Below are 26,818 nucleotides of genomic sequence, written 5' to 3' on the forward strand. Positions count from 1 at the left end.
TGAGGGCGGAGGGGACGGGGCCGTCGAGCCCGTCCCCTCGCCGCCTTCAGCTCCCCAGCGGAGGCTCGGTGGGGGCGCGTGAAATCCACGCGGCGATGAACACGTCCAGCTCGCCTCGCAGCACGTCCTTCACGCGGGGCGTGCCGGCGCCGGTGCGCGGGTCCTCCACCCGGGCGCTGCGTCCCAGGTAGTAGCGGCGCGCCTCATCCGTGCTGCCGCCCTGGCCCGCCACCACGCGCGCGGCGATGTCCTTGAGCTCCTCCAGCTCCCCCGCGCCGGTGAGCGTGAGCACGCGCCCGGTGGACTCGTCCTTCACCGTCACCTCGGTGCGCACGCGCTGGAGGTAGGCGCCCTCGTGGCTCTTCACCGGACGGCCCAGCACCTCCAAGAGCTCCAATTCCTCCTCGGAGAGCGCGCCGCCCCGGTGCACGCGGACATACGCGCGCTGGCGCTTCTCGTCCTCCAGGCGTCGGTGCATGCCCGCCTCTCCCGCCAGGAACCCGTATGCACCCGGCCCGGCGATGCGCACCACGACACGCGAGGGCTCGTCCGCCTCGGCCACCGCCACCGCCTCGTAGCCCCGGCGCTGCGCCCACCCCAGGTACATGGTGGCCAGCTCCTGCACCCACACCGCCTGCGTCTCCGCCGAGTCGCTCGCGCAGATGTCCACCAGCGCCTCGGTGTCCTGCTGCGAGGCGCCCGAGGCATGGAGCGCCTCGGCCATCTGCACCTCGCGCGCGACCTCCTCCACCTGCCGCGCCGCGGAGCCCAGCTGCACCTCGTTCTTCGCCTCGCGCACCAGCCGGCGGGCGAACAAGCACGCCGCCTCCAGCCGCTCCATCTCGTTGAGGTGGGCCTCCACCAGCCGGAAGGCGCGGATGACGTCCGCCGCGTGCGTGGGGTCGTCCCAGAGGTTGGGGGCCTGCGTCTCCGTGAGCAGGGCCGTCCTGCGCTCCTCCAGCTCCGGTCGCCCCGAGGACGCCGCCAGCGCGCGCGCCTTGCCCACCAGCCGGTCCATCTCCACCAGCAGCGACTTGCGGTCCAGCCGCCGCTTCACCGGGGCCGCGCGCGCGGAGGGCAGCAGCAACTGCGCGGTGGGCGACGGCGGCGGGGCGGCGGGCTCGGCCACGGCCACCACCCGGTCCCCCGCGCGTGCCTCCACGCGCACGGGCGTGCCCGGAGGCAGCGGCTTGCGCGCAATCTCCACCGCGAGCGCCGCGGTGAGCGTCTTCTCGATTTCACGCTGCAGGTAGCGCGCGCCGAACTGCGGCGAGTACCCGCGCTCGACGAGGATGTCGACCACCTCGGGCGTCACCTCCACGTCCAGCGAGCGCGCGCGGATGCCCTCGCGCTCCAGCACGCGGCCCACCTCGCGCTGGGCAATCTTGCGGATGTCCACCTTGGACAGCGGCTGGAAGTGACAGATGGCGTCGAAGCGGTTGAGGAACTCCGGACGGAAGGACTCGCCGATGCGCCGGTCCACCTCCGTCACCATCTCCTCCGCGCGCCGCGTGCCCGCGAAGCCCATGGCGGGCTCGCGGTACACCTCCGCGCCCACGTTGGACGTGGCGACGATGAGCGTGTTGTTGCACGACACCACCTCGCCCGCGCCGTTGACGAACGTGCCCTCGTCGAAGAGCTGGAGGTAGCGGTCGTGCACGCTGCGCGCGGCCTTCTCGAACTCGTCCAGCAGCAGCACGGAGAACACCTTGCCGTCGAGCAGCGCCGTCAGCTCGCCGCGCCGGGTCTCCAGCGCCGGTGCCCAGGACGCGCCGAAGGGCACGCTCTCGTCGCCGTCGTTCGGGTAGTCCGCCATGTTCAGGCGCACCAGTCTGTCCGCCGAGCCGAAGAGGTACTCGGCCAGCAGCTTCGCCAGCTGCGTCTTGCCCACGCCCGTGGGGCCCGCGAACAGGAACACGCCCAGCGGCCGGCGCGGGTCGTTCAGCCCCGCCTTGAGCAGCGCCACCGAGCGCAGCACCGCCGCCACCGCGTCCGTCTGGCCCAGGAGCCGCTCGCCGAAGAAGCGCTCGGTCTCCTCCAGGTCCAGCGGCATCGCGTCGTCCACCACGAAGCGCGGCAGGCGCGTGGCGGCGCAGAAGCGGGTGAGCACGTCCTCGGGACCCACGTGGTCCTTGGCCGCGCCCGCCGCTTCCGCCGCCGTCTCCTTGAGCAGCTCGATGGCCTTGCGCGGCATGCGCTGCGCGAGCAGGAACTTGGACGACAGCCGCAGCGCCAGGTCGCACGCCGCCGGGTCGATGGGCAGCCGCAGCTCGCGCTCGAGCTCCTCCGCCACCCGTCCCAGCACCCAGCGTGCCTTCTCCAGCGGAGGCTCGTGCAGGGGCAGCAGGTGGAGCCGCTCGGCGAGCGCCTCGTCGGAGCGCAGGAGCTCCTGGACGCGCTTGGGCTCGGTCTCGAAGATGAACCGCATGCCGCTGGTGCGCAGCGCGCGCACGGCGACGGGGGCCAGGGGGCCGCCCAGCGCCACGGGCAAATCACGGATGTAGACGATGGGGCAGGCCTGCCGGGCGAGCCGGGCCAGCAGCTCCTCGAAGCTCTCCGCCGCCTGTCGTTGGGTGGAGCGCGCGAGGATGTTGGCGATGGACACCTCCACCAGCCGGGCCTGCGCCAGCTCCGCGTCCACGCGGCCCTCGGCGATGCGCCGGGCCACCTCCTGCACGAGCGCGCTCTTGCCCACGCCGGGGTCTCCGGCCAGCAGGGGATGCTTGCCACCGCGCGTCAGCAACCCGAGGACCTCCGTCACCGCGGCGTCCACGCCATGGGCGGCCGGCAGCCGGCCCTCGCGGGCCAACGCGGTCAGGTCCCGGTCGATGAGTCGCTCCTGGTCCTCGCTCTTCCTCGTCGCCATGTCTCGTCAACCGCCCCCTCGCCGGAGCACGCACTCTAACCGCTGAACCGTCGAGGTGAGCGCGCAATCCCGGCCTGGGTCGGCAACAGGCCCGCCTGTGCGAGCCGGGCCCGGACCCAGGGTGGGCGGGTGTGGCAGCGGAAGTCGGAGGACTCGAACCCCAAGCCGGAAGGCCGGCTCGCACCCGGTAGCAGCGGGGCCTGGCGCCATCGCCAGTCCAACTTCCAAAGAGACAGACCGGAGCAGGGTGGAGTCGAACCACGGGCCCCGAAGGGCCCTCCCGATTTCCAGCCGGGCGGCCGGCCACCCGGCATGCATGCTCCAAGACACAGCGGAAGACAGGGGACTCGAACCCCGAGCGCGTCATGCACCCGCACCGTTTTCGAAACGGGCCGCCAGCCTCTGGCGTCGGTCTTCCAGGAAATGTGCCGGCAGCGGCGCTCCCGCCTGCCGGCGCGCGGGGAGCTTCCTCCGGGCGGGAGGTCCACCTCTGGCGGACCTCCTCATCCCCCGTCACCCGTGTGGGCGGGGACGAAGGGGACGGAGGCCCGCCTCTGGCGGACCTCCTCCACTCGGAGGGAGCTCAGGACTCCAGCTCGCCATGCCAGTACGCCACGTCCCTGAGGAACTTGGCCCACGACATGGGCATGCCCTTGTCGAAGACGAACGATAGGTGCAGGGTGTCCGGCAGCTTCTTGGGCTTCACCGGGGCGCAGCGCAGCGCCATCTTCGCGTGCTCCGGCGTCCGGTTGCCCTTCTTCTGGTTGCAGGGCACGCAGGCGATGACGACGTTGTCCCAGGTGGTGCGGCCGCCCTGGGCGCGAGGCACCACGTGGTCATACGTGGCCTCCGCGCGCGACACCTTCAGGCCGCAGTACTGGCAGCGGCAGTGGTCTCGCACGTAGACGTTCTCCCGGCTGAACTTCACGCCCTTGGGCCCCTTGCGCAGGCCGCGGAAGAACCGGATGACGGACGGCATGCGAATCTCCACCGTCACCGAGCGCACGAAGCGGTCCTCGTACTCCTCGACCACCTCGACCTTGCCCTGGAAGATGAGCATGACGGCGCGCTGCCAGGGAATCCGCGCGACGGGCTCGAAGGACTGACTGAGAACCAGCGTCTCCATGACGCAACGCCTTTCGTTTGTATCCGCGGCGAGACTCGAACTCGCACTGGGCCGGGTTTGAGCCGGCGGCCTCTCCCGTTTGGGCTACGCGGACGGACTTCGGGAGCTCCTGCTGACCTGCGACGACACGACGACGACGAACAGTGCCGGCGGCGGGAGTCGAACCCGCAACCTCCAGGTTCTCGACCTGGCACCTCTACCTGTTGGGCTACACCGGCAAGACTTCGAGGACAGTGCACGCCCCGGGAATCGAACCCGGCGGGAACGGTGTGTGGGACCGTCGCCGTCTCCAGCTGGCTCGGCGTGCGAAAGACGAGTTGCGGAGCAGGGAGTCGAACCCTGGAGGCCGGGCTTATGAGGCCCAGTGGGGCACCGACCCCACACCGCAGAAAGAGGTGAAAGCTTGTGAAGCCCCCGGCAGGATTCGAACCTGCGACCTTGCGCTTAGGACGCGCGTGCTCTGGTTCCGCTGAGCTACGGGAGCGTGAGGAGAGACAGTGCCCCTGGCAGGGATTGAACCTGCGGCCTCACGGTTCGGAACCGTGCGCTCTCATCCACTGAGCTACAGGGGCGAGAAGTGGAACCGCCGGGACTCGAACCCGGACCGCTCGGGTGCAAACCGAGTGCTCTCCCATTGAGCTACGGACCCATGATGACTGCGTGAAGAACAGTGCCCCCGGTCGGGTTCGAACCGACAACCGCCGGTTTACGAAACCGGTGCTGCTACCAGTTGAGCTACAGGGGCGAAACGAAACAGGCCGCCGAGGAGTTGAACCCCGCCCGCTCGGATTTGGAGTCCAGGCTGCTCCCGGAGCGCGGCCTATGAAGGTGAAGCAGTGCTGCGAGTGCCGACCCTCGGAATCGAACCGAGTCCTCCCGCTCTTCAGACGGGCGCGCGGACCACCTACGCCAGGTCGGCAGATGTGAAGCTTCCCAGGAGGGACTCGAACCCTCAGCCTTGCGGTTAACAGCCGCCTGCTCCGCCATTGAGCTACCGGGAAATGTGCTGCGTTTGTTCTACGAGTACCTCCGGAGGGATTCGAACCCTCGCCGTCCGCTTAAGAGGCGGATGCTCTTCCAATGAGCTACGGAGGCAGATTGCTCGCCGCCCCGGATGCGCGCGGGCGGCATTCATTCACCACGACGATTCAGTTGTCAGAGACCTTGATGCTGCCGGGGACACGAGCCAGGAGTTCTGGCGCACGAACGCGCGCCAGGTCCTCGGTGATGCCCCGCGATGCGGTGTTGCTGTGCGTGGCGGGCCACGCGGGGCGGCATGGGGACGCTGGAGCCCTGAAAGCCGAGAGGCCGGGTCCCCTGGATGGGAGCCCGGCCTCTGCGTGGCTTGGCGCTTCGATGACGAAGCGCGAGCGTCAGCAGGGGACGGGCGGCTGGCCGTGGAGAAGGCCGAAACCCACGTTGGCGGTCGAGCCGAAGCTCGCGAGGGAGTTGGAGGCGGCGTTGAACTGGGACCAGAGGTTGTCGAGATTGCTGCGCTTCATCGGGTTCGTCCGCATCGTCAACGTCGTCATGGTCGCCGCTCCTTTCTGGGAGACTCTACGGCGAGTGATTTTCGTTCCTGACAAGGCCCGATGATTCGAGCTTCACGGCCGTGGCTCACGTGCCAGTGGCGGGGGCAAGTCCCGAACCTGGTGGCGTTGGTGCATTGGGCGTTGTCGTCGGGTCGCACTCGACGCAGAGGAGGGATGCCGCCAGGGCACTGTGAGCATCGTCGGTGCCGTCCACGCAGGGAGGGATGTCGCTGGGTGGGGGTAGCCCAGTTCCGCAGCAGCGATGGCCGAGTCCCATGTGGATGGGTCTGCCCTGCGCGCCAGAGAGTGTCGGCTGGCGCGCAGGTTTCGGTGAGGCAGGTTGGGGCGGCTAACCAGCTTCAGGGATGTCCGGCAACGCACGAGCCTGTGTGAAGAAAGAAGGCAGCGAAAGGGTCGTGGCAGTGGCCCCCTCCTCGATTCTCGGTCCGCGCCCATTGACGCAACAATGTGACTGCGCCCCTCCTTCGTTGCGCACGTGCGGTGAGGATCCGAGGTGTCGAGGTCGCCGCCGCTGGCCCACGAGCGCTCTTCTCGGAGGGGTTGACAGGGGGCCCCCTGCCCAGCAATGTGCCTTGCATAACAAGGTATGCGGCATGGCAAGGTGCGGAAGTGGCAGACCAAGATCCGCAGGAGAAGTGGCAGGTACAGCTGCGCAAGGGGGCGCTGGAACTGGTGATTCTGGCGGCGTTACGAGGGCGGTCCGTGTACGGCCTGGCGTTGCTGCGCCATCTGCAGCGCTTTCCCACGACGGCCATCACGGAAGGCACGCTGTATCCGCTGATGGATCGACTCAAGCGTGAGGAACTGGTGAGCGCCGATTGGTTGCAGGAAGGCGATAGCCGGCCTCGCAAGTACTACCAGCTCACCGTGAAGGGCGAGCAGAAGCTCACCGCGCTCGTGCAGGCATGGCGGCAGTCCGTCGCTGATATCGACGCCCTGCTGACCGTATCGGCCAGCACCGAACTCTCCGACAAAGGAAGCTGACATGGACTCGCGTCAACCCATCCATGCGTACATGCACGCGCTCCGCTCGCGGCTTGGCAAGTTGGACCCGGCCGAGGCCGAAGAGGTCATCCGCGAAATCGAAAGCCATCTCCACGAGGTGGTGGAGCAAGCCGAATCCCGAGGTGAAACACCTGACGTCGCCGCGTTGCTGGAAGGCTTCGGCGCTCCGGATGTGCTGGCCGAGCAGTATGTGGCGCACATCCAGACGGGTGCGCCCCCTCCATCCGGCTTTCGCGTCATCCAGCGGGTCAGACAGACTGTCACGCACGGTTTGTATTACTCGATGGGCGCATTCGGGTTCTCGGTCGCCGCGGCGCTCCTGCTTCTGGCGCTGGCGAAGGTATTCGAGCCTTCGTCTGTTGGCGTGTGGTCGACCCGGAGCGGCGAATCCGTCACGGTGGGCTGGTCGGGCTCGCCGTCTCCGGAGGCCACGGAGCTGTTGGGGTTGGGGTTGATACCCCTTGCCCTGCTGGCTTCGGCATGGTGCGCGGAGCTGACCCGTCGGGTGCTGCGCGTCTTGCGACGTGGGCTGGTCTGAGCAACCCCGAGCCCCCCTCCCCATCGGAAACATTGTGTTGCGGCCCGCGCGGCTGCGGGCCTTCTTTTGTCTCAAGAGAAGGAGCATCTGCCGTGAGAATCGTCTGGACCTTCGTCTGGCATTTCCTCTCCGTGCTCTCGATTCTGGTGGTGGTCGCCGCCGGCATCGGACTCCACGAGGGGGTCGACATCTACTATGGAGAAACCACGGAAGCCTTCAAGGCGGGCGACGAAGGGCCGCATGTGTTCCAGCAGGGAGGCCAATGGGTATCACAGACCCTGCGGGGTAACCGTGAGGAGGGGTTCTGGGTCGAAGAGAAACGCCACGCGCTGACGGACACGTTCCAACTCGAGGTGTCCTTCCCGTTGGACCGGAGCCGGTTCAGCGTCCAGGCCACCCCGGAGTTCGCCACCCCGCCATCCCGCTATCAAGATAGTGGACCGGTGTTGGCCCTCTCCGACATCGAGGGCAACTACAAGGCGCTGCGCGACTTCCTGGTCCACGCGCGGGTGATGGATGCCCAGCTCAACTGGACGTTCGGGGAAGGACATCTGGTGCTGCTCGGTGACTTCGTCGACCGCGGCCCCTCGGTCACGCAGGTGCTGTGGTTGATCTACAAGCTGGAGCACAGCGCCCGACAAGCGGGCGGACGCGTGCACTACATCCTGGGCAATCACGAAATCAAAAGCCTGCAAGGCGACCTTCATTCGTCGCATCAGAAGTACTTCAATGTCGCCACAATCCTCGGTCGACAGCAGTCGGAGCTCTTCGGAGACGATTCCTTCCTGGGGCGCTGGCTGATGAGCAAGAACACCATCGAGGTGATCAACGGCGTCCTGTTCGTGCATGGCGGGTTGCATCCAGCGCTCGCCGAGCGCGACCATTCCCTCGACGACCTCAACCGGATCGTGCGCGAGCACTATCGCCAGAGGTGGTACCCTCGTCGCGGAGCTGGCGAGGAGGAACTGCTGCTAGACACCAAGACAGGGCCGTCATGGTATCGCGGCTACTTCAAGGAAGACCTGACGCAGGAGCAGGTGGAGCAGACCCTGTCCCGGTTCGATGCGAAGGCGGTCGTCGTCGGTCACACGCTGAACTGGCGCGTCACGACGTTGTTCGACAAGAAGGTGTTCGCCATCGACGTCAAACACCCGTTGGACCACCGCGAAAGCCTTCCACCAAGACACTCGGAGGGCCTGCTGCTGGAGGGCGACGCCGCGTGGCGTGTGTTGGAGGACGGCAGCCGTGTGGAGCTGTAGGGGCTCGCGATGTGCCCCAGGCACGGGAAATGTCATATGTCCGCCACTAGGGGCAGGAAATCACAGCGACGCTGGGCCATTGCGATACAGCCGTCACTGGGTTTGCGTCAGTTTCGTTGAGTCCGTTCAACAACCGAAGCCTCCATATCCCCCGCATCGCGACGCCCCTTCGGAAGCCTGCAAAGCATGTAAGAAACCAGATTGCTCCCGGTTCGTTTCCACGTCCGAAAGGGAGCAGCAGGATGCGCTGGTGTCGATGGGACAGCCCGTCGAATCATCGGCAGCAGCACACGGAAATCTCACGAGATTTCAGGTCCCGATTTCCGGTGTAGCGCGAGTAGCCGGTCTCCTACTCCGAACCGAAGACCTGCGAGAGATAGTGCTTCGAGAACGCCGTCCAGTCAGGACTGTCGAAGAGTGCTGCCTCGACCCAGTGGTGTATGAAACGCATGGCAAAGCCGCGCTGCAGATAGTCCTCGACGCCCACGGGGAGCGGCCGGAGCTCTCCGGCTCCGTCGAGTGGCACGAAATGCAGCCGGTCGAGGACCCGGCCCGATTCCATTTCGAGGCAGACCGCGAACTCGCCCTCGCAGCAATCGAAGGGCGCGAGGCGGTCGAGCAACTCACGCGCCTCCGGAAAGGCTCCGTACGGGTCGAGGAGTTCCGCTCCACGTCGGCCGTCGATGCCGTCGACACATGTGGAAACAGGGAGGACGTTCGCCTCTCCCCCAACGATGTCGATCTCGCGGTCGAGGTGCTCGATTGCGGCGCCTTGTTGCAAGCGCCATCGGAGCTGAATTTCGCCACCGAGGAAGCCGCGAGGGGCGTGATGCAAGCATGGTATCGGTCCGAGACCGGATTATCGCTCATCGATGGATGATACGTGAGGAGATGTGTTCGTCGAGCTGTGCCACCCACGCTGAAGCTGGAGCTCGTCTACGCCACCTGCTTCAAGACGCGTGAGGAAGTGAAGCGAGCGTTGTTCGAGTCCATGGAGGTGTTCTACGACCGGAGGCGTCGCCACTCATCCCTGGGCTACATCAGCCCGGTCGAGTTCGAGCGGGTGTCCGCAACGAGCAGGCTGGCAGCTTGACCCACCTGTCTACGGAGCCGGGCCACGCCCCAATGACGCCGCGGCCGAATTGAGAGGCAAATCCAAAGCGGGCTGAGCGGCCGATTGGCGAGGGGCATGCATTAGGTTGATGCCCGCCGGTAACTCCCCTCCAAATGTGCCTGTTCGATGAGGCGTACGGCGCGCGCGGCCCCGTCCTCTGCTCGGATGCGTTCACCCACCGCTGCGGCCTGCGCCCGTACCGTCGGAGACAGTGCTGTGCGGATGGCATTCGCGAGCCGTTCGGCTGTGAGCGACTTCTGCGGTACCGGCTGTGGCCCGACCCCCGCGCGGAGAACCACGTGCCCCCAGAAGGGCTGGTCGCCGAGAAAGGGGCAGATGACAGTGGGCTTGCCCGCGCGCAGTCCCGCCATCGTGGAGCCGGCCCCGCCGTGATGGACCACCGCGCTCATTCGAGGAAACAGCCAGTCATGCGGCGCGGACTCCAGCATGAAGACACTGGACGGGAGCTCGCGCGCTTTCATGCCTCCCCAGCCTGTGGCCAGCACCGCGCGCTCGCCGGTCAACGCGATGGCCTTCAGGACGGTGGCGGCACGAGAATCTGCATGCGCCGCGCCCATGCTGCCGAAGCCCACGTAGACGGGCGGAGGCCCCTCCTCGAGGAACGCGTGCAACTCGGCGGGCGGAGTCCATTGGTCAGCCTCGTCGAGGAACCAGCAGCCCGTCACCTGGGCCTGGGGAGGCCAGTCGGAGGGACGTGGTAGCAGCTGCTCGCTGTATGCGTACAGCGCCGGCACCGCGGAGCCATCGGCCTTCTTCATCGGGTCCGCGAAGCGAGAGAGCGGCGGGAGGCCCAGTGTCTTCACCCGGAAGTCGTTGGTTGCTCCGGCCCAAACCGCGTTGGCCAGCGTCAGGACTCGATAGCTGAGCGCGTTGAGCCAACCGCCGAGTCGGAAACTCGGGACTATCGGCACCGGGAACTCGCGTGTCGGAGTCAGCGGCAGCGGCATCGCCAGCAACTCGACGGCCCCGAGCTTCTCCGCGATGTGATGACTGCCGAGCGCCTTGGAGTGGTACACGAGCACGTCCGGCTCCAGCTCCCGCGCCGCCTTCCACTCGTCCTCCAGGCCCGCCCGGATGATGGCGCCGAACCCCTTGAACAGCCGCCGCTGCTCGGCACGTGTCGGGGCGCGTAGAACCGCCTCCGTCAGCTCCAGCACCGCATTGTCCATGTGCGCGTAGGGAATGCCGTGGCGCTCCGCCATGCCTCGGAAGCCGGTGGGCGTGCAGAGTGCCACGACGTGTCCATGCGCCTTCAGTGCCTTGGCGAGCGCGACGAAGGGTTGGACATCACCTCGGGTTCCGTAGGTGGAGATGAGCACGCGCATGAGAACCCCATTCAGGAGCTTGTCCGCGGCAACAACCGCGGGCGGGTGGCGGCCCGACCACCGAGGAACCTGTGCGTGCCAGGAGCGCGCGACGCACACCCTTCGAGATGTGTGGCCAGTGTCTCAGAACAGGGGGCTCCAAGCCACGGAAACCATGTGGCCCTGCCAGGCCTCTTGCCTACGTGCTGGTGAGCCCCACCCAGAGCTGCCAGCCCATGAATGCCAGGTAGAGCGCGACGAGCAGCAGTCCTTCTGGGCGCGTGATGGTCCAGTCGAAGGTGATGGAGAGTGGGAAGAGCACCAGGGTAAACCCGAGAACGGCCATCAGGATGAGGGGGCCACCCCCGGGCAAGGGGACCGTGGCAATGATGGACGTCGTGCCCAGGATGAAGAGCAGGTTGAAGATGTTGGAGCCGACCACGTTCCCCATGGCCATGTCGGACTGCCCCCTCCGCACCGCCATCAGGCTGGTGATGAGCTCCGGCAAGGTGGTGGCTATCGAGACCACGGTGAGCCCGATGAGCTGCTCGGACAAACCCAGTGCCTGCGCCGCCCCGGTGGCGCCCACCTCACCGAGCTTCCCTCCGAGCCCGAGCAGCGCAAGCCCTCCAAGCACCATGCCCACTGCGAGCCGCCAGGACAGCAGGGGTTCGCGTCGCACGACCTCGGTGGCGTCGCTCGCAAGAGCGGCGCCCACCTTCGAGGGCTGCTTCGCCGCGCGGAGGAGCATCACCAGGAAGCCGAGGAAGCAACCCACCAGGAGCACCCCGTCGAGCCGCGACAGGCCGAGCTGTCGCCTGGCATCGAGGTGGTTGGGAAGCCAGGAGAGCGTCAGGAGGAGCACCACGGTGCCCAGCAGCACGGGCAGCTCCCGCCGGAGCAGCGAGGATTGGACCTTCACGGGGCGGACCACCGCTGCCAGGCCGAGCACGAGGCCGATGTTGGTGAGCGACGAGCCCGTCATGTTGCCGAACGTCAGGGCTGTCGAGCCGCCGAGCGCGGCCGCGACGTTGAGCGCGAGCTCCGGGGCCGAGGTTCCAAAGGCGACGAGCGTCAGGCCGATGGTGAGGGCAGGGACACCATGTCGCTCGGCCAGGGCGACCGCGCCCTTGACGAGCAGGTCGCCACCCAGCAACAGCAGCACGACGCCTCCAACAAAGAGTCCCAATGAGGTGAGCAGTTCCGAGGACATGGGTTCCCCAGGGGCCGGTGAGCGGGCACGGCAGAGACTTTGGCGAGGGAGGTGGGCGTCACTTCAGCACGGCCACGGCCGCGAGCGCGGAGGGCTCTCCGGCGACGAGCAGCGCGTCGGAAGGAGTGAGCGGCCGGTCCGGGTCCGGTACTGGCAGCATGCGGTCCTGGAGCACGTCGTGCACGGCCACCACATGCACGCGGTAGCGCTGTGGCAGCGCCAACTCGCGCAGGCTTCTTCCATACCAGGCCTCCGGCACCGGCATCTCTTGCAAGCCGAAGTCCTGCCCCAACTGGACGTACTGGAGGAGCCGGCCGCTGGTGATGCGGTTGGCGAGCCCGAGCGCGCTCTCCCGCTCGGGAAAGATGCTCTCCGAGGCCCCCAGCGCGTTGACGATGCGCGCATGGTCGTCCGAGCGGACCTTCACATAGATGTCCTGGATGCCTGTGTCCCGCAGGGCGAGCAACGCGAGGATGCTGGCCGAGAGGTCCTCGCCCGTGGAGACGATGGCCGCGTCCGCGCCGCGCGCGCCCACCTCCTGTAGCACCTGGCGCTGTGTGGCGTCTCCCACCATGGCCTTGGAGACGCGCGAGCCCAGGGCATCCACGACCGCTGGCCGTGGGTCGATGGCGATGACGTCATGTCCCTGCTCGTGCAGGCGCGCGGCGATGACCGAGCCGAAGTTGCCCAGGCCCACCACGATGATGCGCTTCATCCCTGCTCCTTAACCAACGATGAGGTCCTCTTGCGCGGGGCGCACATGTCGCAGGTGTGTCCGGGCACGCAGGCTGAGGGCGGCGAAGAAGGCAAGGGGGCCCAGCCTTCCCACGAACATCAGCCCGATGACTTGAAGCTTGCCCGCGACACTCAGGGAAGGGGACACGTCCATTGTCAGCCCCACCGTGCAGAAGGCGCTGACGACTTCGAAGAAGAGGGGCAGGAAGCTGGCGCGAGCAGCCTGCACCGATTCCTCGCCGTGTCCCTCCGTGAAGCTGAGCGCGAAGACAGCGGCGGTCATCACCCCAAAAGCGATGAGGGCGAGCGATACGGTCCGCTCGATGGTGCCCTCCGGAATGGCGCGACCGTGCAACTCGGCATGCCGGCGGCCCCGGATTCGAGTGAAGGCGAGCGCCGCGAGCACCGCCAGCGTCGTCGTCTTCAGGCCTCCAGCGGTGGAGCCAGGACTGCCCCCCACCACCATCAGCAGGATGGTGAAGAAGCCACTCGCGTTGCTCACCTCGGAGTAGCTCACGCTGTTGAATCCCGCGGTGCGCGCCGTGGCGGACATGAACCAGGCGTTGGCGACCCGGTCCACGTAGCCCATGGACCGCAGCACCCCGTTCCACTCGAAGAGCGTGAAGAGCACGGCGCCACCAACGAGGAGGACACTCGTGACGAGCAGTGCCGCGAAGGTATGGACACTCATGCGCCGCGAGCGTTGGTTCCGACCGCGCCACCAGCGCAGCGCCTCTTCTCCTGAAAGGTAGCCCAATCCCCCGAGAATGATGAGGCTCGAGACGATGAAGAGTGTGAGTGGGGCGCTCGCGAAGCCCACCAGTGAGTCACTGAATGTCGAAAAGCCCGCGTTGCAGAATGCGCTCACTGAGTGGAAGACGGCATGCCACGCCGCCTCCTTCCATCCGAACCGTGGCAGCCATAGCAGCCACAGGAGCAGCGCCCCCAATGCCTCCACCCAGAGGGTGAAGCGCGCGACCCGCAGGGTCAGCGACACGACGTTCTGTCGGTGCGTGTAGTCGATGGGGGCGCCGACAATGACCTCGCTGCGAAGGGACAGCTTCCGGCCGAGCGCGCCAATGACAAGGGTGGCCAGGGTGATGAGTCCCAGCCCACCCAACTGGATGAAGACGAGGAGCCACAGTTGACCCCAGCGGGTAAAGGTCGTGGCGGTGTCCACGACGGTGAGTCCCGTCACGCACACCGCGCTGGTCATCGTGAAGAGCGCGTCGAGGAGCCCCAGTCGCGGCCCGGTGTACAAACCCGGCAGCCAGAGCAGTCCGAGCGTCCCGAATGCGATGAGGACCCCGAAGGAGAGGGCCAGCAGCATGGCCGGAGAGATGGAGGACCAGCGCAGCCAGAGCCACTGTATGGGCGAGCGAAGGAGGGGCGTCACTGAGTGGGGGCAACCATCCATCACCCAAGGGCGGCCCACCAGTTTTTCGAGTGTGAATCTGGACGCCCGGCACGCGGGGGCCTCGTGCCCCACTCCTCGCCGGCGCCATGAACCTCTCCGGCTCCGGTGGCAGAGGCCATGATGCGTGGAGCGAGGCCTCGCGATGCGGAATTTGTGCGGGCCTCCCTGCCCGGGCTGGCAGCAGCGCCAGGTGCTGCAGGTCCCCTCGTGTCAGGGACGTTGACGGGTCGTGGGCGGCCACGCGCCCACCGACTCGCTGCCGCCCTGCATCACGGCCCACGACGGAGACGGGGCCCATCTTCGCCCACACGTTGAGCTACCAGGGCCGAGCCGTCCCGCCCGGGCGCCGCGCTCACTCGCCTTGACGCGCTATTGGACTGGCCTTGGCGCGCCCATGACGCAGCGACCGAGTTCTGGGGAGGCACAGGGCCAGTTCCTGCTTCTCGTCCGTCCCTCCTTCGCCAACTCGACGATTCGCGCTCGGAACTCCGGCGGGTATGGAGGCTTCGGTTTCGGCATCGTTGGGTCCTTCTCCCACAGTTGAACGGACTCAACGAGCCCGACGCAAATCCAATCGAGGTCCTCCCTCGAACCACAGAGGCCCTCATCGCAATCACTGCCGCGGCCGGCAAGGTTTGCCCCCGTTCTCGCGGCAAACCTTACCGGTCCTCTCGCGCCCCTCCTCGGAGCATGCACTGGCACTCGGGTTGCTCTACCCGGGCTCACTCCGTGATTCGGACCCGCATGACGCGGTATTCCGGTCCGGAGCCTCCTCGGCCACGCTCGGTACGCTGCCTTCCGCTCGCGCGTGGCTGTCATTGAAAGGAACAGGTCTCGCCGTGCGCAACCTCCTTTTCGCCCTCCCTCTCGCCACCTTCACTGCCGCTTGCGGCGGTGAGCCCCTCGCTGCCGACGCTCCCGAGGCGGCCTCGCCCGTCGTCGCCGATGAGGCCGTCGACCAGGTCGAGCAACAGGTCAGCCTCTCCAGCCCCTATACGTGGCGAACAAACCGGGCCGAATCCATCTCCACTTCCATCGGCACCTCCACCAACCGTACCTGCTTCCTCACCGGCCTCGGCGGAAGCCTCCAGCCCGCCTTCCCTGACGACATCAGTTGGGCCTCCGCCGGCACCCACATCTACGGGGGTGAGTGGATCCTCTCCATCAACCAATACGTGAGCACGGCCCTCTCCACCACCGTCCAGTGCGTCAACACCGCCGCCAACCGAACCCCCGAGGTCTTGTGGTCCAAGGGCGAGGCCGCCAAGCTCCTCGGCGCCGTGACGCCCAACCGTCGCTGCTTCCTCACCCGGATTGAAGCCTCCGGCGCATTCGACTCCACCGCCGACTACGTCCGCGTCTGGAATGACAACATCAACTGGTACCTCGGCGGTGACCTCGCCGATGACGGCGGCGCCCGCGCCCTGTGCGTCGACTTCCCTGAAGGCCACGGCAATTGGCTTTGGGTCTCCGGCGCTGACCCCATCAACCGCGACCTCGCCTACAACTCCGGTGGCGTCGCCTGCTTCCTCTCCGAGCTCGGCGGTCGCTTCAACCAGGACAGCTATTACGACGGCGTGAGCGTCAACTACAACGCCGGCACCCGCACGTGGGAGATGGACCTCTCCCCCGTCAAGCGGGGCCGGGCCGGGTGCGTCAAGTAATCCCTCTCCCCCCAAGACCTGGGCTCGTCTGCAGCGGGCCCAGGCTCCTCTCCCAGTCATCCCGCACCGTGCTCACGTCGTCGAAGCCGCACCCCGTCGCCACACGGTGACTGTCTCCACCCACGAAAATCCATACCCGCGATGCTCGTCCAGTCAGAGCAGGGGGAAGTGCGCATCGCCGGTCTCGCGCGCGACCTGGGACTCAACCAGGACGCGTTGGAGAACGGGGTGTGCCGCTTCCGCGAGTCGAGCGCCAGCGTCACCAGGACGAGGAGCCCGAGCACGGACGTCCCACTCCACGAGCTGCAGCAACCGCCACCGCCTTCGTTCCCCCCGAAGCGGGAGACGCCACGCAGAAGACGTCCGAAGCATCGACCGTGCCTCCGCCATTCACCACCGTCCACATGGCCAGGAATGCGGGCGCCTCGTTGCCGTACATGTCGAACGCCCGCACGCTGAAGGTCACCGAGCCTCCCGCGGGACGCAGGGGGTTCTGCGGCGAGAGGAGAACTCCCAGGCCCCCTGATTTGCTCACGAATCATCCTGTTTCACGGGCCCGAAGACACCGTTTCACCCCTGCGGAGAGCAACGAGAGGCCGGGCGGGAGGTCGCGTGCGGGGAGCCGAAAAAACTCCACGGAAACGAGGACCCGGCTCGGGCGACGCCGGCCGGAGAGACCCACGGCGCACCGCGGAGACGAGGTCCTGGGGACCTCGGAGCAGGAGCGCCCTGTCAGCGATGGATTCTGCGAGTCGGCAGAGACCGACGGGGTTGGTTACCGGTGTCCCTGGGCGAGGACCCCATGAGGGCTTGGGGCCAGCCGGAGCTGGAACAGGTCCCTGGCATTGCCGTGGGTGATCTTCCGTCGGTCGAGCTCGCTGATGGGGGCGCGGTCGATCCATGCCGCCGCGGGCGCGGCTTCGGAGTAGGGGTAGTCGACCGAGAACATGATGTGGTCGGCTCCGACGGTGAGGATGGCGTTCGTGAGGGCGCTGTCGGAGAAGCTGCCGCTCGTGGTGAGCCAGATGTTGTCGGCGAAGTACTCCGGCAGCGTCTTCTTGAGTCGCTTGTCGAAGCGGTTCAGCTCGAACATGTTCTGGGTTCGCCACAGCAAGGCGGGCAGGCCCTCGCCCATGTGCCCGAGGATGAGCTTGCAGCTCGGGAACCGGTCGAAGTGCCCGCCCAGGAGGAGCCGCACGGCGTGGGAAGCGGTCTCCGTGCCGAAGCCCCAGGTGGCGCCCTTCATCTCGGGGTGACCGGCGTAGGCCAGCAGCCCTCCTGGAAGCGCTGGGCGAGGGTGCAGGTAGACCGGCACGTCGAGCCCACAGAGGGCCTCCCAGAATCCGTGGAGCGAAGGGTCGTCGAGGTAGAGACCGACGTTCGGGTCCGCGGTGTTGGTGTAGCCGTTGATGAGCACGCCCTTGAATCCGAGCTCGGTGACGGCCCGGCGCGCTTCGGCGATGGCCTCTTCACCGGCTTGAAGCGCGACGGCGGCGAAGCCCGAGTAGCGGTCGGGGTGCTCCGCGATGCGCTCGGCCAGGAAGTCGTTCTCGAGCCGGGCCTGCGCGGCGGCCTTTCGCGGGTCGACGATGCGCTGGATGCCTGGAGCGGTCAGGGACAGGATGGCGTGAGCGATGCCCGCCTCGTCCATGCTGCGCAGGCGGGCCTCATCGAAATCACCGAGGAGGGGCAGGATCGGACGGTAATAGTCGGTCGTGACGCCACCGCCATCGGAGAGCTGGGCGAGGGCGGCCTCGTCGCCGAGCACTCGGGCCACATCGGCGGGGTGGAGATAGGCCTCCTCCAGGGCAACCTTCGGCAGGCGGACGTTCATCGGGATGCCTCCTCAATCCCGATGCCTATCTCACGAGCGCCCCGCGCTTCAAATGTTGAGGTTGACCGGAGGGAATCGAACCCTCTTCGCCGGGGTCACATCCCGGTGGCTCACCATTCGCCTTCGGCCAACATGATGTCGGGGTACCCGGAATCGAACCGGGACCGCTCGCTTATCAGACGAGCACTCTGCCTTAGAGCCATACCCCGTGATGCAAGGTCTGTGATTGAGGTGCGTGGCCTGCGCCACGCAATGGGGACGCTGGGAGTCGAACCCAGCGGGCCCTGTCGGGCTCGGGCTCTACAGGCCCGCGCGTCTTCCCTAACGCTCTACGTCCCCAGGAGGAGCAGTGGGACCCTGGAAGCCGAGAGGCCGGGTCCCTTGGATGGGAGCCCGGCCTCTGCGTGGCGCGGCGCTTCGGAGACGGAGCGCGAGCGTCAACAGGGGGCGGGCGGATGGCCATGGATGTGGCCGAGTCCCACGATGGAAATCGAGGCGGCGTCCACGTGCGAACGGGAGGCGGCGTCGAGCCGGGTCCAGAGGATGTGGCGATAGCTGAACTTCGTCGGGCTCGTCCGCTTCATCACCGGGGTCATGGTCACCGCTCCTTTCAGGGAGAATCCACGGTGGATGATTTTCGTCCCTGACAAAGGCTCCGAACATCCTCGGGTCGTACCTGGCGGGCCCGCGCGGTGGGGCTCAGGGCGGCGGCGCTCGCTCCTGGAGCAGCTGCTCGACCGCGCGCGCGGAGGCGTCATCCACCGGCGAGAGGACGACCATGCTGAGGCCGTCGCTGTCATCGACGGTGAACATGGACGCCTCGAACCGGAGCTCACCCACGTCGGGGCGAACGAGCCGCCTGGGCCTCACGCCGTGCGTGTGCAGCTCGTTCTCGGCCCAGAGACGGCGGAAGTCCTCGCTCGTCGCCATCAGCTCGTCGACGAGCGCAGCCGCCTCCGGCGTGGCGCCCGCGCGCGCGATGGCGACGCGAAACGCGGCGAGGCAGGTTCGCTGCATGTCCTCGGCGTGGGGCAGGAACGTGGTGGCCTTGGGGTGGAAGACCCGGCGCAGCATGTTGCGCTCGTGCTCCGGCATGGCGGCGTAGTCGCCGAAAAGCACGACGGCGGCGCGATTCCACGCGACGATCTGGAACGTCGGCGTCTTCACGAGCGCGGGCACGCGGAGGTTGTCCAGCACGCGCTGAAGGGCGGGCGTGACGTCGGCGGGCGGCGTGTGCCGGCGCGGAGGTGGGCGTTCATGCGCGAGCAGGAACAACATCTCGCGGTTCGTGTCGTCGAGCTCGAGCGCGCGAGCGAGGCGTTCGAGCACGTCGTCGGAGGGGACTCCGCCTCGCCCCTGCTCGAGCCACGTGTACCAGGTGACGCTCACGCCGGCGCGCGCCGCGACCTCCTCGCGACGCAGCCCTGGCGTGCGCCGCCTCCCAGTCACTTCGGGCTGGAGCCGCTCTCGGCGGGCGCGGAGGAATTCAGGGAGGGTGGTAGTCGCCATACCGGTATCCGGGCACGTCTTTTCGCCGTGCCATGCGCAGCCTACGGTTCGCGCATGACCACCACAACGCCACGGGCAGGAGTGCTGCCTTGCTGACGCTTCATCACCTCGGCCGCTCACAGTCCGAGCGCATCGTCTGGCTCTGTGAGGAGCTCGGGCTGGACTATGCTCTGAAGCGCCATGCGCGCCGGGCCGACAACCGGCTCGCGCCGCCGGAGTACAAGGCGCTCCACCCGATGGGCACGGCCCCCATCCTCACCGATGGAGACCTGGTCCTCGGGGAGTCCGGGGCCATCTGTGACTATCTCATCCAGACCCATGGAGGCGGCCGCCTCGCGGTGCGGCCCGGCGAGCCCGGCTTCGCCGACTACCTCTACTGGTTCCACTTCGCCAACGGGACGTTGCAACCCGTCGTCCTGCAGGTGAGATACCTGGAGCGAGTCGACCCTTCAGGAAGCTCCGCGCTGCTGCAGGCGGCCAGGGAGCGCTTCACGCTCGTCCTCTCCACCCTGGAGAAGCGGCTGGGCGAGGCTCCCTATCTGGCCGGCAACGCATTGACGGCCGCGGACATCATGACCGTGTTCTCGTTGACCACGATGCGGCTGTTCAAGCCGTATGACCTCTCGCCCTGGCCGGACATCCTGGCGTACCTGCAGCGCATTGGCGCGCGGCCGGCGTATCGCCGGGCAATGCAGAAGGCAGACCCGGATTTGACGCCGGTGCTGGGAGCCTCCCCGGAATAGGCCTCGGGCTTCACTGCTTCCGGCCCGGGCGGCAATCCCAGCGCCTCTCGTACTGCCCTGGAGAGGTCGTACAAGGCAGCACTGCACATGAGGAGGGCCAGATGCGAGCAGGCATCATCGGAGCAGTGATTGCGACGGTGCTGCCGATGGGCCGTGTTGGCTCCGGGCCCGGTCGCCGAGGAGCCCGACGCGCTCGGGCAGGTCGAGGGGCGCAGGTCGGACGACTGCGTGAAGCGAAGCCGTCCCAACTGCGTCATCCTCCCCTGGAACAGGAGGTTCGGGCTTCCCTGCCGCGGTGCAAGCGGTCAGGCGGACGGCAGTCTTTGGAGGGGATGCCGTCGCCGCCGGATGCGTCAGCTCAGCACTCCTGGATGTACACCGAATAGCTCGACCGGCCACCCCAGACATAGAGCCCGCCGCAGTAGCAACCATACTCACCGATGAGCTCGGTGTACGTGGCGTCGCTGTAGTACCTGTGGAGGTTCGCGTTCGGCTCGTTGGAGCAGTCCGGCAGCGGTGCCTCCTGCGAGGCCAGGTCCGGCTCGCCCTCCTGCGTCACGGGACCGCCACAGCCCACCAACGTCGCCAGCAGCGCACCAGGAATGAATGACCGCATGTGTCCTCCTCGAAGGGGAACACCATACCATGTGCGGTTCGTGACTGCGTTTGACGCAAGTCGTTGCAGGGAGTGGGTGTCCCCGTTCGCGGGTGGGGTTACGCCTCCCGCCGCTTGCGCAGGACGGGCAGTCGGCTGCGACCCACGGGCAGGCGGGTGCCGTCTCGCAGCTCCACCGCGGTGCGTGAGCCCTCCGAGGCGACGAGCTCACGGATGTCCGTCGTTCGGACGAGATAGGAGCGGTGGATGCGGACGAAGTCGGTGGGGAGCAGTTGCTCGAGCCGCTCCAGGCCCTTCTCGCTCAGCTCGGTGCCCCCGTCGCGGAGGCTCCAAGGCCGTGCACCTGGTGCTGGAGGGCGCGGGACAGGATGGGCTCTTCCAGTCGGACCCGCGCATCCTCGAGCGGATGACGTCCTTCCTGAAGGGCGAGGCGCTCCGCGACGAACGGTTGTAGCTCAAGTCGAAGTCCGGCGGTCCTTGACCCACCCGGCGTTCGAGCGGGAGTCGGGTCGCGGTGTTCGAGGCGGCGGCCCGATTCTCGCCTCCTGTCGCGAAATCGGGGGCGGCACATCTGCTAATCATCCGTCTCGTGACATCCCAACTCGGTCCATACACACGCACCCGACTGCTCTTCGGCGGCATCATCGAGGACCACCTCGCCCAGGTCTCCGGCCCGCGCGGGCGCGAGAAGCCGCTGGTGCTCCAGTGCCTCCGGTCGGACATGGCCGAGGATGTGGGGTTCGCGGAGCTGTTCCTCGACACGGGGAGGCATGCCACCCTGCTCGACCATCCGAACATCGTGAAGGTCTTCGACTTCGGTGTGACGGACGGCACGTACTTCCTCGCCAGGGAGCACATCGAGGGCCCCAGCCTGCGCGAGGTGCTCAAGCACATGGCCGCCCAGCGGATGACGCTTCCGGCGACCCTGTGCGCGCGCATCATCTCGCAGGTCTGCGAGGGGCTCGCCTTCGCCCATGACCTCGCGGACTCCGAGACGGGCGAGCCGCTGAGGCTCATCCACCGCTGTATCAGGCCTTACAACATCCTCCTGTCACACCAGGGGAAGGCCATGATGGTGGACTTCGGCGTCGACGAACTGCGGTCCCGGTTTACGCCGCGCATGATTCCCCTCGTTCACGACGAGGTCTACAACGCGCCCGACGTCATGAGCCGCACGCCGGTGGACCGGCGGATGGATGTCTATTCGCTCGGTGTGGTGCTCTATGAGCTGCTCACCCAGCGCAGGCCGTTCGAAGCCACGCCCGAAAGGAGCGTGATGCAGGCAATCCTGACCGAGCCCATGATACCCGCGGAGCGGCACCGGCCGGACCTGCCCGACGCCCTACGTGAAATCCTCGCCCGAGCGCTCGCCAAGGAGCGGGATGAGCGTTATCCGGACTGCCACGCGTTCAAGGCGGACCTGGAGAAGTTCATCCGCTCCACGGGTGAGTCAGTGAAACCGAAGCACGTGGCCCAGCTCGCCCAGCAGGTGAGCCCGACCTCGGACCGCCTGGAGACTCAGCCACGGCTCACCGTGACGCGAGGTCGGATGCTCGCGGCGGCCGTGGGGCTCCTGGTGCTGCTCGGAGGCGGCCTCTTGCTCTGGCGGATGGGGGCCGCACCCGAGCCCCCGCGGGCCCCCGCTACGACTCCGTAGGGCCGGCGTCCTCACCCCACACGTTCACGAAGCTCGAGCGGCGCGCCCGGGCTCACCGGAGGGTTCGTGGCGTGGATGCGCAAGGGCTGGCCGGGCTCGGCGGTGAGCAGGAAGAGCGCGTCACGGTCCTCGGGGCCCACCCACCACCGGTCGCGTCCGGCGGACGTCACGGACACGGGGCGAGGCCATTCCCCTTCGAGCGTCTCGAGCACCTCGAGCCCGGGCAGGGACACCAGGAGCATCTTGTCCTGGACGAAGAGGGCCGCCCGGTCCGCATCGAGGACACATATCCCGGCCCCACCCCAGGTCAGCTCATCCTCGTCCTCATCGCTGTCACTGCGCGGGAGGGAGCCGAGCAGGGTTCCGTCGAGCGCGAAGTGGAGGAGCCCCGTCAGCCTGTAGTTGACGATGAGCAGCAGGAGGACGCCGTGCGGCGTGGCCAGGGCCCTCCAGAGGTCCTGCTCATGGCCCGGCTCCACCTGGAGTGCTCCTTCCGGCTGAGTCGCGCCCGAGCGGAGCACGTAGACGCGGCCCCGGCCCTTCTCCACGACGGTGATGCCGAAGGGGCTGCTGTCGAGGAACGCCCCGTCAGGCGACTCCGGAAGTGGGAGCCCCTCGGAGTATCCGTACCCGTGCGTGGCGGACACGGGGGCGGGAAGGGGCATGGGCTCCCACTTCTGCCCGGACCCATCGGTCGTGAAGAGGGTGGTCAGGGCGAGGTTTCCGTCCACCTGCGCTCCGATGAGCCGGTCTCCATCGGTGGTGAGATCGAAGCACTCCCTCGGAAAAGCCTGGGCGGGAGTGCTCGCATCGGCTCCCACGGAGAAGACACGCCCCTCTCCATTCCCCACCCAGACGTCCTTCGCCTCGTCGAGCGCGGCGAGCACCACGGGCGCGGAGGGATGACCCGGCGAGTCCGCTGCCAGCTCCCGGCGAACACCCTCGGCTCCGTGGACGACGATGAGTCGCTGCGGATTGATGTCGAACAACCACGCTCCACGAGACAGGAGACGACGCGTCGGGTGCATGGCCTCGCAGCATACCGTGCGAGCGCGCTCCTGCTGTCTCGGTCCGCTCGCCTCACTGCGGACGAACCAGGGTCATGCCGGACATTTCGCGAAAGAGCGTCGGGACGGTGCCTCGCGGGCCTCGACGGCAGGTGGGCGGGAGCCAATACTGCGAGAATGCTCACGATCCATGGCTTTGGCCGCGTCAACTCGAAGGTGGTGGGGCTCACGAGGGATCTGCGCGTCCTGTGGGCGCTCGAGGAGCTCGGCGTGCCCTATCGGGTCCACGGCGTGGACCATCCCGCGGGGGAGCTCGGGAGCGAGGAGTTCCGGCGGATGAACCCCTTTGCCCAGGTGCCGGTGCTCGAAGACGAGGGCTTCGTGCTCACCGAATCAGGCGCCATCCTGTTGTACCTCGCGGAGAAGACGGGCCGGTTGATGCCCGCGGACTTCCAAGGCCGCGCCCAGGTGATGCGGTGGTGCTTCGCCGCGCTCAACAGCGTCGAGCCTCCGCTGTTCCAGTTGGTGATGATCGACCTGTTCGGCGCCGCGGACCCCACTGGCGCGCAGCGGCGTCCCGGGGTGGTCCAGTATGCCGAGCGCGTGCTGGGCGCGGTGGAGGCCTGGCTGGAGGGCCGTCCGTATCTCGCTGGCGAGGCGTTCACCGTGGCGGACATCCTGATGGTCACCGTCCTGCGTGAGGTCCGCAACGCGGGCGTGCTGGAGGGCTTTCCGAGGGTCTCCGCCTATCGCGAGCGCTGTGAGCAACGGCCCGCATGGCAGCGGACGCTGGATGCCTATGAGCAGCGTCTGGGCGTCCCGGCGGGCAGCGCGCGTTAGCTTCGCGCCGCGATTATCATGACGTGAGCACCCTGGCGTGATGCTCCCTCGCGGGGAGCGGACCTGCCGACTGAGCGAGGACAGCCCTTGGAGTCACGACACCTCTCCGCACCCGCCTGGTCGGCATTCAAGTCCTGGCTGCTCAAGCTGACCGGCGTTCCCGTCTCCCGCCTCCGGCTGCTGACAGGAGGCTGTCCCTCGGAGGAGCTGCCCGCGCTCGCGAAGGAGCTCAAGCGCGTACGGGCCGACTTCAAGAAGCGCCCCAACGAAGTCTCGGCCCCCGCGGACGAGGGGCTCCGGAAGGACTACGCGGCGCTCGACGTGCCCTGGTCCGCGTGGAGCGAGGTGGCGAGCGAGGTCCAGCGTGACTTGAAGCGCAACCGCTACGTGCGCTGGACAGGTGTGGATGCGCTCGAGTTCCCCGAGGGGCCTGCCTTCGGCGACCTGGTGACGGTCGTGTTGTTCGGAGGCGTGGAGCAGGCACGCTCCCATCTGCTGCGTCGCGCGTCGCGCTCCGCGGGCTCTTTGGAGGCGCTGTGGTGCCGCTGGCTCGGAGGGGAGCCGCTCGAATCCGAGGCACTGCGCGCGTTCGCGGGCGCACCGGAGCAGCTCGCCGAGCCCCTCTACACGCCGGGTATTGAAGAGGTGCTGCCGCTGTACTTCGTGGAGCCCGACGCCGTGCGCGCTGAACGAGCGCTGGAGGTCGTCGCAGGCAAGCTGGGGCAACCACTGTTGGACTTCCTTCGCTCCCTGCTCGGCTTCTGGAGGAAGGAGACTTCAACGGAGGAGGTGAGGGCGCGCTTCGATGCGTTCGTCGCGTCCGTCCCTCCCTCGAAGGTCGCTCAGCTGTGCGCGCCCGCCTCTCTGTACGGCCGATACGTCGAGGCGCTCCCGGCTCACGCGTTGCTGGAACAGGTGGGCGCGCGTCTCGAGCGCATCGCCGTGCCCGCCAGGGTCGCGGACGTCGTGCCCGTGATGGAGGCGCTCACCGCGGTCGAGGAGTTGGCGGCGATGGGGCTGGGCCTGCGCGTGGAGCAGGTGCCTGGGAAGGTCCTCCTCTCCGCGCAGGAGCCGGAGACAACGGGCGGGGACGAGTTCCTGTAGCGCCGACGCGGCCTCAAGGGAGGTTCGCGCGAACGAATCGCACTCGCTCTGGAATCGAGGTCCGGGGAAGAGGAAGCAGCTCGTAGCCGAGGCGTGTGTAGACGTCGACCATCGAGCGATACTTGCAGATACCCGATGACGTCGGGGATGCCTCGGTCCAGGATGACGGGAACGCCTCTCTCTCTCGCCTCCTGGTGGGAGCGCAGCTCCCAGCCCAGCATCAGCTCGGCGAAGGCCATCCGGTCGGCCCAGGGCAGGGCCGCGCCGCCAATCGCCACCTGTTGCTGGATGATGGCACGCCCCGCCTCGGGCATGTGCGCGAGCCCCTCCGCCGCCAGCGCCTCGATGAGACGGCTCTTTCCGGAGCCCGGGCCCCCGGTGATGACGTGCAGATGAACGGTCACGGTCTTCCTCGGTCGGAGATGATGGAGTGGAGGCCCTTGGCGCGTCGCTCGTGTATATGCCCTCGCGTCTCTCTCCTTGGAATCGACATGAGCGCCTTGCCTGCCTGCCCGAAGTGCAACTCCGCCTATACGTACGAAGACGGTAGCCTCTACGTCTGCCCGGAGTGCGCTCACGAGTGGTCGACAGCCGCCGCGGTCGAGCAGGGGGAGGCGAAGCGCGAGGTGCGTGACGCCTACGGCAACCTGCTGCAGGACGGCGACAGCGTCACCGTCATCAAGGACTTGAAGGTCAAGGGTTCGTCGACGGTGGTCAAGGTCGGCACCAAGGTCCGGAACATTCGCCTCGTCGATGGGGACCACGACATCGACTGCAAGGTCGACGGCATCGGTGCCATGGGGCTCAAGTCGGAGTTCGTGAAGAAGGCGTAGGTATCGCCCATGGGCGATGCCTCTCCATCCATTGACGACGCGGGATTCGCCGTGGAGTCAGAGTCCGCCAGCCTGCTGGTTGGACGACCCCGGTAGGGTTTGTTGCGTGAGGCGAAGCGGGCGACGGGATTCGAACCCGTGTCGACGGTATGGGAAACCGTCATCCTGCCGCTGGACGACACCCGCGTTGCTGCGCTTCCAACGAGCTTGCGGGGAATCTACGGCGGAGCAGTTTCATCCCTGACTCCGCCCTGTCTTCCCCGCGCCTCGTCACGTTCCCGCGGTGGGGACGACCGCTGACAGGTTCACCAGGGTGTCGCGTCGCGTGCCGTGCTTGACGAAGTCCTGGATGCCGCGAGCCAGCGTCGCGGCCAGCAACCCCAGCAGCGGCAGGTGCGCGCCGCCCTCGCAGGTGGCCTGTCCGGCGGTGTCCTCGGTGTCCGGCGTGAAGCGCTCGTCCCAGCGCACCAGTCCGAAGGTGCCATCCGCGCTCACCGCGCCGTGCACCAGCGGCTTGCCGGCCTCCCTCGCGAACGCGGAGAGCAGCAGGCGGCTGTCCTGGTTGTCGAAGCAGTCCACCACCAGGTCCGCGCCGCCGCACAGGGCCGCCACGTTGTCGCGGGTGACGCGCACGCCGAAGGACTCCGCCTTCACGCCGTGCAGGTTGAGGAGCTGGAGCTTGAGCGCCTCGGCCTTGTTCTTCCCCACCGAGGGCTTCACATAGGCCTGCGAGAGCAGGTTCTTGGACTCCACGCGGTCGAAGTCGACGAACACCAGCGTGGCCTCCAGGTTGCGGCACAGCACGGCCGCCTGGGAGCCGATGGCCCCCACGCCACAGAAGACGATGCGCATGACGTCAC

Annotated in this window: 25 protein-coding genes, 14 tRNA genes and 1 pseudogene; 11 read left to right on the plus strand and 29 right to left on the minus strand. The window is 67.5% G+C overall.

Going from position 1 to position 26,818, the window contains the following annotated elements; genetic code table 11:
- Positions 1–46: 46 nt before the first annotated feature.
- From K8640_RS15750 to K8640_RS15810, 13 genes are all read right to left on the minus strand, one after another.
- Positions 47–2,866 carry an AAA family ATPase gene (locus K8640_RS15750; RefSeq protein WP_141332461.1) on the minus strand — a complete coding sequence of 940 codons (2,820 nt, stop codon included), beginning with the start codon at positions 2,864–2,866 and terminating at the stop codon, positions 47–49.
- 332 nt (positions 2,867–3,198) lie between these two features.
- Positions 3,199–3,284, minus strand: a tRNA-Ser gene (locus K8640_RS15755).
- A 165-nt stretch (positions 3,285–3,449) separates the two neighbouring features.
- Entirely contained in the window at positions 3,450–3,992 is a 543-nt protein-coding gene (locus K8640_RS15760) for an HNH endonuclease (protein ID WP_074949914.1), read from the minus strand.
- A 20-nt stretch (positions 3,993–4,012) separates the two neighbouring features.
- A tRNA-Leu gene (locus K8640_RS15765) sits at positions 4,013–4,086 on the minus strand.
- Positions 4,087–4,136: 50 nt separating this feature from the next.
- A tRNA-Leu gene (locus tag K8640_RS15770) sits at positions 4,137–4,210 on the minus strand.
- Positions 4,211–4,401: 191 nt separating this feature from the next.
- Positions 4,402–4,476: transfer RNA gene (locus K8640_RS15775), tRNA-Arg, on the minus strand.
- A 14-nt stretch (positions 4,477–4,490) separates the two neighbouring features.
- Positions 4,491–4,564: transfer RNA gene (locus tag K8640_RS15780), tRNA-Arg, on the minus strand.
- A 6-nt stretch (positions 4,565–4,570) separates the two neighbouring features.
- Positions 4,571–4,641: transfer RNA gene (locus K8640_RS15785), tRNA-Ala, on the minus strand.
- Between the two features lie 22 nt (positions 4,642–4,663).
- Positions 4,664–4,737: transfer RNA gene (locus K8640_RS15790), tRNA-Thr, on the minus strand.
- Positions 4,738–4,838: 101 nt separating this feature from the next.
- A tRNA-Phe gene (locus K8640_RS15795) sits at positions 4,839–4,911 on the minus strand.
- A gap of 10 nt (positions 4,912–4,921) precedes the next feature.
- Positions 4,922–4,993 (minus strand) — tRNA-Asn (locus K8640_RS15800).
- A 23-nt stretch (positions 4,994–5,016) separates the two neighbouring features.
- Positions 5,017–5,087 (minus strand) — tRNA-Lys (locus K8640_RS15805).
- Positions 5,088–5,365: 278 nt separating this feature from the next.
- A complete protein-coding gene (locus K8640_RS15810) occupies positions 5,366–5,524 on the minus strand; it encodes a hypothetical protein (protein WP_223747768.1) in 159 nt (52 codons plus the stop codon).
- Positions 5,525–6,154: 630 nt separating this feature from the next.
- On the opposite strand from K8640_RS15810, the gene K8640_RS15815 reads away from it, so the two are divergent.
- The 5 genes from K8640_RS15815 to K8640_RS15835 all read left to right on the plus strand — a co-directional run bounded on the left by K8640_RS15815 (position 6,155) and on the right by K8640_RS15835 (position 9,440).
- Positions 6,155–6,529, plus strand: coding sequence for a PadR family transcriptional regulator (locus K8640_RS15815; RefSeq protein ID WP_223747769.1), 375 nt, complete (start codon positions 6,155–6,157; stop codon positions 6,527–6,529).
- A gap of 1 nt (position 6,530) precedes the next feature.
- Complete coding sequence (locus K8640_RS15820; protein ID WP_223747770.1) at positions 6,531–7,088, plus strand: HAAS signaling domain-containing protein; 558 nt, start codon at positions 6,531–6,533, stop codon at positions 7,086–7,088.
- Positions 7,089–7,180: 92 nt separating this feature from the next.
- The gene (locus K8640_RS15825; RefSeq protein WP_223747771.1) at positions 7,181–8,347 is read left to right on the plus strand and encodes a metallophosphoesterase; all 1,167 of its coding nucleotides are present in this window, start codon (positions 7,181–7,183) and stop codon (positions 8,345–8,347) included.
- A gap of 256 nt (positions 8,348–8,603) precedes the next feature.
- The gene (locus K8640_RS15830; protein ID WP_223747772.1) at positions 8,604–9,227 is read left to right on the plus strand and encodes a hypothetical protein; all 624 of its coding nucleotides are present in this window, start codon (positions 8,604–8,606) and stop codon (positions 9,225–9,227) included.
- A gap of 27 nt (positions 9,228–9,254) precedes the next feature.
- Complete coding sequence (locus tag K8640_RS15835; RefSeq protein WP_370640351.1) at positions 9,255–9,440, plus strand: IS3 family transposase; 186 nt, start codon at positions 9,255–9,257, stop codon at positions 9,438–9,440.
- Positions 9,441–9,541: 101 nt separating this feature from the next.
- Here the strand turns inward: K8640_RS15835 and K8640_RS15840 are convergent, their stop codons facing one another.
- The 4 genes from K8640_RS15840 to K8640_RS15855 form a co-directional block, all read right to left on the minus strand.
- The gene (locus K8640_RS15840) at positions 9,542–10,807 is read right to left on the minus strand and encodes a glycosyltransferase (RefSeq protein WP_223747773.1); all 1,266 of its coding nucleotides are present in this window, start codon (positions 10,805–10,807) and stop codon (positions 9,542–9,544) included.
- 178 nt (positions 10,808–10,985) lie between these two features.
- The gene (locus K8640_RS15845; RefSeq protein WP_223747774.1) at positions 10,986–11,999 is read right to left on the minus strand and encodes a calcium/sodium antiporter; all 1,014 of its coding nucleotides are present in this window, start codon (positions 11,997–11,999) and stop codon (positions 10,986–10,988) included.
- A gap of 58 nt (positions 12,000–12,057) precedes the next feature.
- Positions 12,058–12,714 (minus strand): TrkA family potassium uptake protein, encoded by a 657-nt coding sequence (locus K8640_RS15850; protein ID WP_223747775.1) that lies wholly within the window; start codon positions 12,712–12,714, stop codon positions 12,058–12,060.
- 9 nt (positions 12,715–12,723) lie between these two features.
- The gene (locus K8640_RS15855; RefSeq protein ID WP_223747776.1) at positions 12,724–14,130 is read right to left on the minus strand and encodes a TrkH family potassium uptake protein; all 1,407 of its coding nucleotides are present in this window, start codon (positions 14,128–14,130) and stop codon (positions 12,724–12,726) included.
- Between the two features lie 860 nt (positions 14,131–14,990).
- On the opposite strand from K8640_RS15855, the gene K8640_RS15860 reads away from it, so the two are divergent.
- Positions 14,991–15,815 carry a hypothetical protein gene (locus K8640_RS15860; RefSeq protein WP_223747777.1) on the plus strand — a complete coding sequence of 275 codons (825 nt, stop codon included), beginning with the start codon at positions 14,991–14,993 and terminating at the stop codon, positions 15,813–15,815.
- A gap of 775 nt (positions 15,816–16,590) precedes the next feature.
- On the opposite strand, the gene K8640_RS15870 is transcribed toward K8640_RS15860, so the two are convergent.
- The 6 genes from K8640_RS15870 to K8640_RS15895 all read right to left on the minus strand — a co-directional run bounded on the left by K8640_RS15870 (position 16,591) and on the right by K8640_RS15895 (position 19,158).
- Positions 16,591–17,649, minus strand: coding sequence for an amidohydrolase family protein (locus K8640_RS15870; protein WP_223747779.1), 1,059 nt, complete (start codon positions 17,647–17,649; stop codon positions 16,591–16,593).
- A 60-nt stretch (positions 17,650–17,709) separates the two neighbouring features.
- A tRNA-His gene (locus K8640_RS15875) sits at positions 17,710–17,780 on the minus strand.
- Between the two features lie 7 nt (positions 17,781–17,787).
- Positions 17,788–17,858: transfer RNA gene (locus K8640_RS15880), tRNA-Ile, on the minus strand.
- Between the two features lie 44 nt (positions 17,859–17,902).
- Positions 17,903–17,988, minus strand: a tRNA-Tyr gene (locus K8640_RS15885).
- Positions 17,989–18,086: 98 nt separating this feature from the next.
- Positions 18,087–18,245, minus strand: coding sequence for a hypothetical protein (locus tag K8640_RS15890; RefSeq protein WP_223747780.1), 159 nt, complete (start codon positions 18,243–18,245; stop codon positions 18,087–18,089).
- 103 nt (positions 18,246–18,348) lie between these two features.
- Positions 18,349–19,158, minus strand: a complete 810-nt coding sequence (locus K8640_RS15895) for a helix-turn-helix transcriptional regulator (protein WP_223747781.1) — start codon at positions 19,156–19,158, stop codon at positions 18,349–18,351.
- An 89-nt stretch (positions 19,159–19,247) separates the two neighbouring features.
- On the opposite strand from K8640_RS15895, the gene K8640_RS15900 reads away from it, so the two are divergent.
- Positions 19,248–19,901 carry a glutathione S-transferase family protein gene (locus tag K8640_RS15900; RefSeq protein ID WP_223747782.1) on the plus strand — a complete coding sequence of 218 codons (654 nt, stop codon included), beginning with the start codon at positions 19,248–19,250 and terminating at the stop codon, positions 19,899–19,901.
- Positions 19,902–20,259: 358 nt separating this feature from the next.
- On the opposite strand, the gene K8640_RS15905 is transcribed toward K8640_RS15900, so the two are convergent.
- Together K8640_RS15905 and K8640_RS43115 are read right to left on the minus strand one after the other, a co-directional pair.
- On the minus strand, positions 20,260–20,517 hold the full coding sequence (locus K8640_RS15905) for a hypothetical protein (protein WP_223747783.1): 258 nt from the start codon (positions 20,515–20,517) through the stop codon (positions 20,260–20,262).
- A gap of 98 nt (positions 20,518–20,615) precedes the next feature.
- A complete protein-coding gene (locus K8640_RS43115) occupies positions 20,616–20,822 on the minus strand; it encodes a LytTR family DNA-binding domain-containing protein (RefSeq protein ID WP_223748023.1) in 207 nt (68 codons plus the stop codon).
- 284 nt (positions 20,823–21,106) lie between these two features.
- On the opposite strand from K8640_RS43115, the gene K8640_RS15915 reads away from it, so the two are divergent.
- Positions 21,107–22,174 carry a serine/threonine-protein kinase gene (locus tag K8640_RS15915; RefSeq protein WP_223747784.1) on the plus strand — a complete coding sequence of 356 codons (1,068 nt, stop codon included), beginning with the start codon at positions 21,107–21,109 and terminating at the stop codon, positions 22,172–22,174.
- An 11-nt stretch (positions 22,175–22,185) separates the two neighbouring features.
- Here the strand turns inward: K8640_RS15915 and K8640_RS15920 are convergent, their stop codons facing one another.
- A complete protein-coding gene (locus K8640_RS15920) occupies positions 22,186–23,163 on the minus strand; it encodes a hypothetical protein (RefSeq protein WP_223747785.1) in 978 nt (325 codons plus the stop codon).
- A gap of 195 nt (positions 23,164–23,358) precedes the next feature.
- Here K8640_RS15920 and K8640_RS15925 point away from each other — a divergent pair, with 195 nt between their 5' ends.
- Both K8640_RS15925 and K8640_RS15930 read left to right on the plus strand, forming a co-directional pair.
- On the plus strand, positions 23,359–24,021 hold the full coding sequence (locus K8640_RS15925; protein ID WP_223747786.1) for a glutathione S-transferase family protein: 663 nt from the start codon (positions 23,359–23,361) through the stop codon (positions 24,019–24,021).
- Between the two features lie 87 nt (positions 24,022–24,108).
- On the plus strand, positions 24,109–25,125 hold the full coding sequence (locus K8640_RS15930; RefSeq protein WP_223747787.1) for a hypothetical protein: 1,017 nt from the start codon (positions 24,109–24,111) through the stop codon (positions 25,123–25,125).
- Positions 25,126–25,295: 170 nt separating this feature from the next.
- Here K8640_RS15930 and K8640_RS43120 read toward each other — a convergent pair.
- Positions 25,296–25,703: pseudogene (locus K8640_RS43120) on the minus strand (AAA family ATPase); the annotation flags it as partial.
- Here K8640_RS43120 and K8640_RS15940 point away from each other — a divergent pair.
- On the plus strand, positions 25,617–25,958 hold the full coding sequence (locus K8640_RS15940; protein ID WP_223747788.1) for a zinc ribbon domain-containing protein YjdM: 342 nt from the start codon (positions 25,617–25,619) through the stop codon (positions 25,956–25,958). The pseudogene K8640_RS43120 and the gene K8640_RS15940 overlap by 87 nt on opposite strands.
- Before the next feature lie 115 nt (positions 25,959–26,073).
- Here the strand turns inward: K8640_RS15940 and K8640_RS15945 are convergent.
- Positions 26,074–26,144, minus strand: a tRNA-Gly gene (locus K8640_RS15945).
- 84 nt (positions 26,145–26,228) lie between these two features.
- Positions 26,229–26,810 (minus strand): ThiF family adenylyltransferase, encoded by a 582-nt coding sequence (locus K8640_RS15950; RefSeq protein ID WP_223747789.1) that lies wholly within the window; start codon positions 26,808–26,810, stop codon positions 26,229–26,231.
- Between the last annotated feature and the right edge of the window lie 8 nt (positions 26,811–26,818).

Origin of the sequence: Myxococcus sp. XM-1-1-1, assembly GCF_020037095.1 — a bacterium.
Classification (GTDB): domain Bacteria; phylum Myxococcota; class Myxococcia; order Myxococcales; family Myxococcaceae; genus Myxococcus; species Myxococcus fulvus.

Bases quoted from the DNA above. Each gene is read 5' to 3' on its own strand.
- K8640_RS15760 (WP_074949914.1), bottom strand. From the start codon at position 3,992: ATGGAGACGCTGGTTCTCAGTCAGTCCTTCGAGCCCGTCGCGCGGATT.
- K8640_RS15810 (WP_223747768.1), bottom strand. From the start codon at position 5,524: ATGACGACGTTGACGATGCGGACGAACCCGATGAAGCGCAGCAATCTC.
- K8640_RS15850 (WP_223747775.1), bottom strand. From the start codon at position 12,714: ATGAAGCGCATCATCGTGGTGGGCCTGGGCAACTTCGGCTCGGTCATC.
- K8640_RS15905 (WP_223747783.1), bottom strand. From the start codon at position 20,517: ATGCGGTCATTCATTCCTGGTGCGCTGCTGGCGACGTTGGTGGGCTGT.
- K8640_RS15830 (WP_223747772.1), top strand. From the start codon at position 8,604: ATGGGACAGCCCGTCGAATCATCGGCAGCAGCACACGGAAATCTCACG.
- K8640_RS15940 (WP_223747788.1), top strand. From the start codon at position 25,617: ATGAGCGCCTTGCCTGCCTGCCCGAAGTGCAACTCCGCCTATACGTAC.
- K8640_RS15870 (WP_223747779.1), bottom strand. From the start codon at position 17,649: ATGAACGTCCGCCTGCCGAAGGTTGCCCTGGAGGAGGCCTATCTCCAC.
- K8640_RS15950 (WP_223747789.1), bottom strand. From the start codon at position 26,810: ATGCGCATCGTCTTCTGTGGCGTGGGGGCCATCGGCTCCCAGGCGGCC.
- K8640_RS15820 (WP_223747770.1), top strand. From the start codon at position 6,531: ATGGACTCGCGTCAACCCATCCATGCGTACATGCACGCGCTCCGCTCG.
- K8640_RS15840 (WP_223747773.1), bottom strand. From the start codon at position 10,807: ATGCGCGTGCTCATCTCCACCTACGGAACCCGAGGTGATGTCCAACCC.
- K8640_RS15925 (WP_223747786.1), top strand. From the start codon at position 23,359: ATGCTCACGATCCATGGCTTTGGCCGCGTCAACTCGAAGGTGGTGGGG.
- K8640_RS15845 (WP_223747774.1), bottom strand. From the start codon at position 11,999: ATGTCCTCGGAACTGCTCACCTCATTGGGACTCTTTGTTGGAGGCGTC.
- K8640_RS15890 (WP_223747780.1), bottom strand. From the start codon at position 18,245: ATGACCCCGGTGATGAAGCGGACGAGCCCGACGAAGTTCAGCTATCGC.
- K8640_RS15895 (WP_223747781.1), bottom strand. From the start codon at position 19,158: ATGGCGACTACCACCCTCCCTGAATTCCTCCGCGCCCGCCGAGAGCGG.
- K8640_RS15750 (WP_141332461.1), bottom strand. From the start codon at position 2,866: ATGGCGACGAGGAAGAGCGAGGACCAGGAGCGACTCATCGACCGGGAC.